Origin of the sequence: Paenibacillus sp. FSL L8-0333 (assembly GCF_037965665.1) — a bacterium.
Taxonomy (GTDB): domain Bacteria; phylum Bacillota; class Bacilli; order Paenibacillales; family Paenibacillaceae; genus Paenibacillus_AQ; species Paenibacillus_AQ odorifer.
Genome location: NZ_CP150186.1, coordinates 3,549,327 through 3,560,219, shown reverse-complemented (window position 1 = coordinate 3,560,219; position 10,893 = coordinate 3,549,327). Strand labels below are relative to the sequence as shown.

The following is a 10,893-nucleotide window of genomic DNA, read 5'->3' as shown; positions in this document are numbered from 1 at the left end:
ACTGCTGTAAAAATTATACTTTTGGCCTATGAAACGGGTCGAATATAGAAAGGGTATTATGAAAAAAGTCACAGTTGCTGAGGCTCATGATGAAGGATTGGGCTATCGGGATATTAGTACAAAAAAAAGCGAAACGGATAAATGCTCCGTTTCGCTCTCTCCTAAGTTACTGATAACCAAGTAACAAATTCACAATCGTATCAAGCTGAAGCTCTAATGAAAAAGGGTCCTCCATTACGAATTCATCATGATAATTATCGCCATACAAATAAACTTTGCCATTTTTCACTGCAGGGATGCCTTTCCATATGTTACTTTCCATTGCTTTATTGGTTGCATCCGCATCGCCATTATATACAAAAACATAATCACCTAAGTATTCTGGAAGCACTTCAAGTGAAATGGATTCAAACCCCTCCGCCATATTTTTGGCACTTTCTGTTGGAGGTAGCTTCAGCATATTGTATATAGTGGAAGAACCATAATTTCCTCCCTTTGCCGCTAAGACGTACACGGCCTTTTGTGAAAACTGAACAATCGAAACGGTTTCCCCTTCCTTGATAACCCCGGCAAGTTTCGACTTTGCTTCAGCTACTTTCAGTTCATATTCCGTAATCCATTCTTCTGCTTCTTTTTCTTTTCCGAATATTTTGCTTACACTCCTAAATTTATCAAGCGGCCCTGCTGTTTTTAACCCCTCCCAATAAGGCAGAAAAACAGTGGTCCCAATTTTCTCATATTGTTCTATGTTCTCATCGATCGAACCGATAATTAAGTCCGGATCTAGCATCGTTAATTTTTCCAAATTTAAAGGAAAATCCCCTAAATCCTCAATTTTCTCGATCGTTTCTTTGGGTATGTCCGCTTTTTCCATCCAGCCTTCATCCAGCATAAACGTTCTTGCTCCGATGGGTATAATTCCTAATTTCAATAAATGCCCCATATATTGGTCAGCCGCCACTCTTTTCGGCTCTGCTGGTACTTCCACATCTCCCTTAGGCGTTGATACTATTCGAGTGTTCGTACTTTCTTCTGATGTTGCTTGATTTACGGTTCCATTCCCATTACTTTGTTCCTTCGTAGCAGTACCCGTCCCGCTTGAGCAAGCACCTAATAATAGAGAACTGCAAAGCAGTAAAGCTGCCGTCGTCTGAGATTTTGTCATTTTAAACATAGGTAATTCCCCTTTTTCCGTATTATGATAATGATTATCATTATTAATATACTGTTGAACGATGGGTTCAAAAATAGAGGATGTGGGGAAGTTTAATGGACTTTCAGCAACTTTAGGCCGCTGAAACTCTCTTGTTCTAAAATGTGCAGGGGATGCACCTTTTCTTTTCTTGAAAATTCGGCTGAAATAATATACGTCTTTATAACCAACACTTGCTGATATTTCCCCGACCGAAGCATCTGTTGTCATTAAAAGCTCCGTTGCAAGTTCAAGCCTAAACCGAATTAAGTAATCAATCGGACTCATACCTGTGTGCTCTTTAAACAAGGATGACAAATGATAAGCACTGAAATTAAATACTTCCGCAAGCGAATCTAATGTAATTGGCTCCGCATAGTACTCCTGGATATAGGTGATTACCTGGACTGCAACACTTGTTTGTTTCACTTCAGTCTCTTTTCTATGTAATTCTTTTAAAACCTGATGAATGAATTGATAAAAAAGTGATTTTACATTGAGTCTCTCTTCTTGCTCGTTCCATTTTTGATACATCAATTGCATTTTGTTATAAAGTAAAATGGGTGCATCTGGGGAAAAACAATATTGTGTTTGGAACAGATCCTCCTCTTGCATCCATGCACGGTAATAAATGATATAGTAAACAAAATTCTTGCTTGTCGGAACAATATTAAGGGTCGCTCCTTTCCCGCTATGCAGGACTTGAAATCCTGTAAAAGAAAATTCAGACTGATCTAATTGAACTTGAGCGCTCCCTTGTACCGAAAGTAAAAATATACTGGCAGGAATCTTATATTTATGAAGAATTTCGCCCCGAACCCTTTCAATACGGCGCACATCCAATAACTTGACCGTCGCTTGGTCCCAAAGCAATATTTGATTGCTTTTGTGCATAATGACTACCCCTCCGTTATCTGTCTAATACTCATCATAAATGATAACCATTATCAATAACAGTCAAGATATTTAACTTAATAACAAAAATCCGATTGCCCTAAAAGGTGCAATCGGATTTTGTAATATAATTTTATTGTTCAGACGCCAATTGCAGAAAATGATCTGCAGCCAAACGGACAGCCAGGATACTTGCGCTATTGAGTGAGTTATCAAAGATAAGTACATGATTGTTTTTCACTGCTTCCAGTGAGTTCCACACGTTCGAAGTTTCCTTGTCCTTGATGGCTGCCTTTGCGATATCCATATCATGCTGGATAATAATATAATCTGGATTCATGCTGTATATTCCCTCCAGAGAAAGTGACCCTCCCTCTTCAGGATATCCCTTTGGTGGCAACAACCCAAAGCCTACAGTTTGATTGTAGTACATCGTGTTTTTAGAGCCTTGAGCATTAAAATTGGCTTTTCCGTCGACCCGTAGTAAAGCAAATGTTTTATTCTCAAGACTACTTAACTGTTCTTTTGTTTTTGCAATCATTTCTTGGGTTTCCTTAATGGCTTGTTCCGCTAATGTCTCTTTACCAACAATCTGAGCACACAGCATCGCCGTTTTTTCCCAGGTATCGGTGTAGTCAATTAAGATGACTGGTGCAATCTTATTCAACTCTTCATAATTGCTATCAACAGAACCCTTGAAGGTTACAATCACATCTGGCTTTGCATCCATGATCATTTCCAGATTCGCATTGCTGCTGCCCAAATCAATAATTTCAGCAGTTCCAGCATAAGGCTGTAAAGTAGCAAAATCCTTCATCGCTTCCGCTGCATTGGTTGATGCGATTGGAGGAGTATCTAGAGCAAAAAAGTAATCTAAATACAAGGGATGCAGAACCGCTATACGCTCAGGACGTGTCTTAAGCACCACTCCATTGTCGCTGGCATCCGCAATTGTTCTTGGCCATCCCGCTTCATCGATCTTGCCGGCTTCCGGTGTAGGCGTGACTGAAGTTTCGGAACATCCAGCCAGTAATCCTGCAAGTATAATTAAGGATGCAATCCATCCATATAGTCTTTTCATTTGGCTCCCCCTTGAGTTGTTATCATTACTGTCTGTATAAATGCTTCATTAAATCACGGTTTTTCTGCGTGAACAGGTCATTATGTGAAGACACCATCCCGGACGAATTTGCCTCCGGTGTGATGTATTGTTTGGCTTGGTTTACCGCATTGGCAGCATCCTGGAATGCCCCCGCGATCAGGTGCAGTTTCCCATCATGATGTAGAACATCACCTGCCGCATAAATACCCGGCACGGATGTCCCGCTCGTTACTGATCCTGAAATCTGATGTTCCCACAGATCCATTTTAATTTCACTGTTCACCAGCAGTTCTTTGTCGCGCTCATAACCGTGATTAATGATGACCTCATCGACAGACAGCTCAAATGCCTCTCCGTTGTCATTACTTTTCAGCAGTACAGTCCCTATTCTTTCGTGATCCGGTGTGGCAATCAACTTTTCGATTGAAGTATTTAACAAGCACTCTACGCCATTGTTTGCCAAGCGTGAAATATCGGCTTCATGCCCCTTTAAGTTCTCTTTCCGGTACGTCAGAGACACCTTTTTGGCAATCGGAGCCAGTTCATTCGCCCAGTCAACAGCAGAATGGCCGCCTCCCGATATTAGGATAGTCTTCTCTTTAAATCGGGCAAGTGACTTCACCGTATAATGCAAATTTGTGATTTCGAATCTTTCGGCACCCTCGATTTCGAGCTTGACCGGCTTCAGAATGCCTCCTCCAATGGCCAATATCACAGTTTTAGTGAAATGCTTCCGGTTTGCGGCGGTGTGTAAAATAAAGTAACCTGCTTCATCTTGCGAGATGGATGTGACCTTTTCATTAAAGGCAACCTCCGGTTGGAAAGTCATCCCTTGAGCAACCATTTGTTCAATAAGTTGTGAGCCAAGAATAGGCTGTAAGCCTCCTACGTCCCAGATCATCTTTTCCGGATAGACATGCACCTTGCCGCCAAGCACAGGTTGGAATTCTATAATTTTGGTTTTCATTTCACGGAGTCCGCTATAAAATGCAGCAAATAATCCAGCCGGACCGCCGCCAATAATCGTAACATCAAACAATTCCTCTTCATGCATCGTTCAATCGCCTCATTTCTCTTTTTTAAATCCCTAAATGCTCACGGAAAGTGCTTCCAGTATATTCACTCCGGAATAAACCTCTTTCAACCAGCTCCGGTACCAACTTCTCAAAAAACAACTCCATAGATTGTTCCGAGCCGCCTGGCAAGGCGATGAAGCCATCCATAGCCTCCGCATCAAACCGTTCAATAATATCGTTCAGCACATCCTCTACTGTCCCGACAGATACCCAATGTGCAGATCCGACAACCTCCGGCCTGTCCAAGATTTCTTTCACTGTAGGCTGGTTTTTGATAATATACCGCCGTAACAATTCGGCATGAGTCCGGCTGCGGACGGCCTGACTGGAATCGGGTAATATATCGTCAGTTACTCGCTTATCTAAGGGATAACCGCTTAAATCAAGACCCATCACCGATTTGAGCGAAGCATGTCTGCGTTCAAGGCTTAAATTCGCATGTGCAGCCTTATGTAATTCAAGTGCTTCTTCGCGCGTATCGGCCAGGAAAAAATATAAGCCCGGCAAAACTTTGATAGCATCCGGATCACGGCCCTGCTCAACCGCTCTTCTTCTCAGATCATTCCTTAGTTCCACTCCCGATTCGCTATCCGGCATTGCCGCAAAAATAGCATCAGCTACAGATGAGGCGAAATTCCGTCCAATGTCTGAAGCACCAGCTTGAAATAGCGGCGGTGTTCCTGATTTGTGAGCAGGCAAAGTAAGCGGCCCTTTTACACTGAAAAATTCCCCGGAATGATTAATGGCAGTCACTTTATCCTTATCCGAAAACATACCTGACTGACGGTCGATAACAATCGCTTCATTCGGAAAACTCTCCCAAAGCTTGCGTACAACATCCGTGAATTCCATAGCCTTGGCATATCTTTCTTCCGGTGACGGCATAGGTGAATCGCTGAAATTATCGGCACCTTCAATCGAAGTGACAATATTCCAGCCGGCGCGTCCATTGCTCAGCCAGTGTAAGGACTGCAATTGCCTTGCAACAACATACGGCGGATTAAAAGTAGTGGAAATCGTCGTTACCAGTCCGATCCGCTCGGTTTCACGAGCTATCGCTGCAAAAAACAATGCAGGGTCGGGGCTGCCGAAATTTGAGGAGTCTCCTAACATCTGCGGGCTAACATACAGATAATCAGCCCTGAAAAGAAAATCGAGCTTTGAATTCTCAGCCATTTTTGCCAAATTAATATAGTAATCAATAGACTCCATCTTCTCTACTCCGCTATCCGGGTGTCGCCAGCCGTCTCCTTTCATCCAGGTTGCATTTAAGGACAGGCCAATACATAATTGTCTTGGTCTTTTTTCTGTCATATCTACCAGCCTTTCATTTATAAATCAATTTACTGATAATGATTCTCAGTTACAAAGGTGAGTTTATCAAAAATTTAAATAAATTCAAATGTACAAATCTCAAATCCAGCATGCATCATTATTTAATCTAAATAAAAAAAGTCTGCACTTCTGGCTTATCACCAGTAGCTGCAGACGTAGTTCAAGTAAAAGAAGCTCATTATGTACATTATTTATAAGCAGAGGGAGAAACACCGAATTTCTTTTTGAATAATCGGCTGAAATATAGTGGATTGTCATAACCAACACGGTCAGCAATCTCGCGGATAGGAAAATTACCTGCTTTGAGTAATTCACAGGCCCGTTCCAAACGATAATTAACGACATAGTCGATTGGTCGTAGTCCCGTATATTTATGAAAGAGGTAAGAGAAGCGGTTGGCACTCATTGCATGCTGTTCCGCTAACTCACCGAGTGTAAGTGAATTCATATAATGAAGTTTAATATACGCAAGAGCTTCGTCTACCATTCTTTGATTCGGAGAACTATCGTTCTCTCTGTAACTGCACGCAATCAGAACCTGATGCATCAGGCTTAAGAACAACTCCTTGATACGCAGCTTCCCAATTTCTCCGGATGGATGGGCATTCTGATGGAGCATAATTAGTAATTCAATAATCTTTAGATTCGCTCCCGGCTCCAGCTTGAAATGAGAGTCAAATTCGTGAGTACTATTCATTTCTTCCGGCATATCCAATTTATAAAAAAGTGAGTAATACTCGAGCTCAGATTGTCCTATAACCTGCGAATCCATCTGCATGCCCGGAGCAGCATGAAAAACTGATCCTGGCCGTAATTCATATACCGTTCCGTTCACACGTATTCTGGCTCCCCCGCGAATGATAAATAAAAATCCATGCTTAACGGTGGTGAATTCACTTAATAAGCTTTTGGGCTGGATGACTAAGCGGCTTCTATCTTCTATTTCATAGACACCTTTAGTAAATGCCTTTGCTAATTTGTCCAAATTTATCAATGTTCTGCACCTGCTTCCTAGCACCATGCTTCTTTTAAAATCAGATCCAATTCTTATATTTATTTAAAACAGTATAGACAATAGTGTGCGAAATTGCTAGAAGTGTAGTAGATATTCTAATGTACATTGTACCCAAGAAGATGCTCAGGAGATTTTGGTTGAAAATATGCCGTTTTCATTACAATCAATTTGAAGAAGTTCATCCTGTAAAATCCAAACATCAGTTTTTTCAACAAAGAAATGAAATCCGCCAATGGATTGAACCCATGCGGGATCGATCGGTGTAGCACTTGCATTAATTCCAACAGTGAAGGCATCTGAGCCTCCACCGGCATATTTTGCATAAATTCTTACATATTGCCCCTCTTCCAAACCCCATTCATTCTTAAATGAATCCAATGCTTTTTCGGATACTGCAAATGATATCATTCCTCTTCTCTCCTTTCTGCTGTTCAATCACATTTTTTTATTTCGCCACGATAATTGGCCATTCTGAAACTGGCTCCGCATCCGCATGAAGCTTTTGCATTAGGGTTATTCATAGTGAATCCGCCTACCATTCCACTCTCTTCATAGTCAATTTCAAGACCGTCAATATAAGGAATACTATTCGGGTGAACCAATATACTAAAATCCTTTTTATTTAATACAATATCCTCTTCTGCCTGCTGTTCATCTACGACTAGGGTATAGGATAATCCACTGCATCCCCCTTCATCAACACCCACTCTAAGGAATGGATTTCGGATATTCGCACTTAATAAGATTTCGGCGATTTTTTCTGATGCCTTATCACTGACCTCGATGATCATTGTGAACTCCTCCTTCGTTTATTTGTTTTTCAAACCTAAAGATTGGATACCCGTTCCTATCTGTTCAGCTACTGGTGAGATCCGAGTGCTCGCAAATAAACTCATTACAATCAACAAGAGATGGAAACCCATTGCTACAATTAATCCGGATTGGAGTGACATTCCGCCAGCCTGACAAACCACAAGAATGGAACCGCCGATCCCGATAACTACACCGGGTGTAAAAGAATCCGCAAATTGCAGATTTGCCGAGGTGTTGCCGACACCTCCTTCTCTTGTCTGAGAAAACGCCACAACACCGCTAATCGGATGCGCCAATCCAATGCCGATTCCAGCGATGATCTGTCCAAAAACTGCAACGGTAACGGTCACCACGGGTATCCAAAATACGATAGTAATCCCTATGGCAAGCAGCAATACACCCAGAATAATTCGCGTATGCCGTCCACGCCCCTGATCTGCCGAATCCCACCGTCCTTGCAGATACGCTATGACGCACCAACTCAACGCAGCACTCGCTACAATCAATCCGGCCTGAGAAGGCGTTATTCCCTTCACATCGATTAGAGCCAATACCAAGAAATTCTGTGTGCTGGTATAGGCAGCGAAGAACAGCCCACGTGTTGCCAGAATAGCTGGCATGCCTCTTCGAAGCGTAAGAGTTCCCTTCGGCAGCAGTTTGCGGAGCGGAAATATCATCAGTACTAAGCCGATAAGGACTAAAACAAATCCCATAATACTCGGAAGCATGCTTAGACCAACCAAGAAAATCCCTGTACCCATCGTTAACAGTAAAGCCATCCAAGTCGATGAAGCTCCGATATCCCCTTGTGTCTTCGGTGTTTTTAATTTCGTGAACGCAGGTAAACTAAGCAGCGCTGAAATTATCAGGATCGGTAATATTCCCCAGAAAACAAACCGCCAGGACCACTGATCTGCGATAAGACCTGCAACGTATGGACCGAGCATGGACGGAAGAACATAGGCCGTACCAAACGCTCCTAGTATTTTGGCGCGTAATTCATCCGGGTAACTTAAGGATATTGCTGTGTACACACAAGTCATCATAGCTCCGGCACCCAAACCCTGCATGGCCCGTGATCCTATCATGGTATACATATCGCCTGATGTTGCGGCAGCGATCAACCCAACGATAAACAAAAGTAGTGCGATAGTGAACGGTACTGCAGGTCCTCTTCTATCTATGATTCGACCGACGACCAGAGTTCCGATAATCTGCGTAAGCAGATACGTGCTGAATATCCAGCCAAACAGGCTAAGGCCGTTCAAATCTCCAGCAATCGAAGGGGCAATGGTGGTTACGGACAGACCTTCGAATCCAACGGCCATCACTGACAGAATAATACCTATGGATAGTGCAAAATAACGTGGGCTGAAAATACTTTGATGATTAGACGACATGAAATGTGACCTCCAAGAAAATTGGTATGTATACATCGTATCCGGACACTTAGTAAACATTTTTGTTTATAATGTCTAAGCTACAGTTCAGCTTTGACTTTGTCAACATTTTTGTTTAAAATGTAGTCTGTGATGTAGATTTAGTTGCTTCAAAAGGAGGTGCACCTTGAGCCGAAATCAAACCAAAAAGGATGTCTCAACCAAGACCCGAAGAGCGATCATTGATCTGTTAAAGCAGCAAGGGGGAATGGATGTTATGGCACTCTCCTCGCAGTTTTCGCTATCTGGAATGGCTATTCGTCAACATTTGAATGCGCTGAAAGAAGAAGGGCTGGTTACTAATGAAGAAGAGTCCCGTCCCATGGGTCGACCCACCAAGTTATGGATCTTAACACCCGCGGCCGATCGGTTTTTTCCAAGCGGATATTCGGATTTATCCGTCAGTCTGATCCATTCCATGAAAGAAGCTTTCGGAAACGAGGGGCTGGACAAGCTGCTGGCTGTTCGAAATAAAAATATGCAAGAAAAATATCTTCAGTATCTTGGTGAAACAGCAGATGTTAGAGTGAAACTGGAGAAACTGGCCGAGATTCGAACAAATGAAGGCTATATGGCCGAGGTTAAGGAGCAGGATGATGGCAGTCTTTTATTCATTGAGAAACATTGCCCGATCTGTGAAGCTGCTGTTGTATGTACCGGGTTATGCAAAAATGAGTTACATCTATTTAAAACTGTTCTAGGTAATAATGTTCATATTGAACGGGGGGAGTACATATTAGCGGGAGGAAGAAACTGTGTATATACGGTTAGAATCTGACAATTGCTGTGGCACTTTCCAAACGCCTGCCATGTCACACATGAGCATCCAATGACTAGCGATATGAACCATTATCATAATATTCATTACAAATAGATAACAACCCACAGCCAAGATTTATAATAAAAATGATCTTGGCTGTGGGTTGTTTTAGTTTAACTTTACCCCGTTATTTAATGTTACATATTCCATTTCATTTCTTCCTCAATTTAACTACGATATCCCTTATTCAGAAAAAATGGGTTCACTGAGCTCCCACTATAGAATGCGGAACATATAGTTCTTCTAGTGATGAAATTTCTTCAGAGGTTAATTTCACAGATAGAGCTTCTACTGAATCTTCGAGTTGAGAAATTTTCGTAGCACCTACAATAGGAGCAGCTACAGATTCTTTTTGCAGCAGCCATGCAAGCGCAATATGAATACGGGGTACACCGCGCTTCTCTGCAATTGACGCCACTCGCTCAATGATCAATCGATCTGCATCAATAGTAGAATCATATTTTGCTTTTTGAATTAGATCTGTTTCGGATCTTTGCGTGGTTTCCGACCAGTCGCGAATCAGTCTTCCAGATGCTAATGGACTATAGGGAGTCACCGCAATTTTTTGGTCCTTACAAAGTGGCATCATCTCCCTTTCCTCTTCGCGGTAGATGAGATTCAGGTGATTTTGCATGGATACAAAACGAGTCCATCCATTTTTCTCCGCCACATGTAATGCTTTTTGAAATTGCCATGCATACATAGCAGAAGCACCGATATATCTGGCCTTTCCAGACTTCACCACATCATGCATAGCTTCCATGGTTTCTTCAATTGGCGTGTTGTAATCCCAACGATGGGTGATATAGAGATCCACATAATCGGTCCCTAGTCTCTTTAGACTTTTATCTATCTCGCTCATTATAGCTTTTCGGGAAAGCCCAGCACCGTTTGGACCTTGATGCATGCGCCCCCAAACCTTTGTTGCGAGGACAATTTCATCCCGATTTGCATAATCATTTAGAGCTCGTCCTATAATCTCTTCACTGGTTCCACTTGCATAGATATTCGCTGTATCAAAAAAGTTGATGCCGAGGTCCAGCGCTCTTTTTATAATAGGACGGCTGTTCTCCTCATTAAGCACCCATTGATGCCCTTCTGGCTGCACATCTCCAAAGCTCATACAGCCTAGGCAAATCCGAGAGACATCCATACCTGTATTTCCAAATTTAATATATTCCACAATGTAAACCTCCTTCTATTTATA

The 10,893-nt window shown here is 42.2% G+C and carries 10 protein-coding genes; 1 reads left to right on the top strand and 9 read right to left on the bottom strand.

What is annotated here, in order from left to right; all coding sequences use genetic code 11:
* Positions 1 to 166: 166 nt before the first annotated feature.
* The 8 genes from NYE72_RS15875 to NYE72_RS15840 all read right to left on the bottom strand — a co-directional run bounded on the left by NYE72_RS15875 (position 167) and on the right by NYE72_RS15840 (position 8,827).
* Positions 167 to 2,086, bottom strand: a complete 1,920-nt coding sequence (locus NYE72_RS15875) for an AraC family transcriptional regulator (protein WP_076099147.1) — start codon at positions 2,084 to 2,086, stop codon at positions 167 to 169.
* Positions 2,087 to 2,219: 133 nt separating this feature from the next.
* Positions 2,220 to 3,167, bottom strand: coding sequence for an ABC transporter substrate-binding protein (locus tag NYE72_RS15870; protein WP_076099148.1), 948 nt, complete (start codon positions 3,165 to 3,167; stop codon positions 2,220 to 2,222).
* Positions 3,168 to 3,192: 25 nt separating this feature from the next.
* Entirely contained in the window at positions 3,193 to 4,242 is a 1,050-nt protein-coding gene (locus NYE72_RS15865) for an NAD(P)/FAD-dependent oxidoreductase (protein ID WP_036677108.1), read from the bottom strand.
* Positions 4,243 to 4,267: 25 nt separating this feature from the next.
* Positions 4,268 to 5,578, bottom strand: a complete 1,311-nt coding sequence (locus NYE72_RS15860) for an NtaA/DmoA family FMN-dependent monooxygenase (RefSeq protein WP_076099149.1) — start codon at positions 5,576 to 5,578, stop codon at positions 4,268 to 4,270.
* A 208-nt stretch (positions 5,579 to 5,786) separates the two neighbouring features.
* A complete protein-coding gene (locus NYE72_RS15855) occupies positions 5,787 to 6,593 on the bottom strand; it encodes an AraC family transcriptional regulator (protein WP_038571278.1) in 807 nt (268 codons plus the stop codon).
* A gap of 144 nt (positions 6,594 to 6,737) precedes the next feature.
* Positions 6,738 to 7,022: a hypothetical protein gene (locus tag NYE72_RS15850; protein ID WP_076099150.1), complete on the bottom strand. Its 285-nt coding sequence runs from the start codon at positions 7,020 to 7,022 to the stop codon at positions 6,738 to 6,740.
* A gap of 23 nt (positions 7,023 to 7,045) precedes the next feature.
* Complete coding sequence (locus NYE72_RS15845; RefSeq protein WP_036677411.1) at positions 7,046 to 7,402, bottom strand: iron-sulfur cluster assembly accessory protein; 357 nt, start codon at positions 7,400 to 7,402, stop codon at positions 7,046 to 7,048.
* A gap of 21 nt (positions 7,403 to 7,423) precedes the next feature.
* Positions 7,424 to 8,827, bottom strand: coding sequence for an MFS transporter (locus NYE72_RS15840; protein ID WP_076099151.1), 1,404 nt, complete (start codon positions 8,825 to 8,827; stop codon positions 7,424 to 7,426).
* Between the two features lie 166 nt (positions 8,828 to 8,993).
* Here NYE72_RS15840 and NYE72_RS15835 point away from each other — a divergent pair, with 166 nt between their 5' ends.
* The gene (locus NYE72_RS15835) at positions 8,994 to 9,644 is read left to right on the top strand and encodes an ArsR family transcriptional regulator (protein ID WP_076099152.1); all 651 of its coding nucleotides are present in this window, start codon (positions 8,994 to 8,996) and stop codon (positions 9,642 to 9,644) included.
* Positions 9,645 to 9,888: 244 nt separating this feature from the next.
* Here NYE72_RS15835 and NYE72_RS15830 read toward each other — a convergent pair whose 3' ends face one another.
* A complete protein-coding gene (locus NYE72_RS15830; protein WP_076099153.1) occupies positions 9,889 to 10,869 on the bottom strand; it encodes an aldo/keto reductase in 981 nt (326 codons plus the stop codon).
* Positions 10,870 to 10,893: the final 24 nt, after the last annotated feature.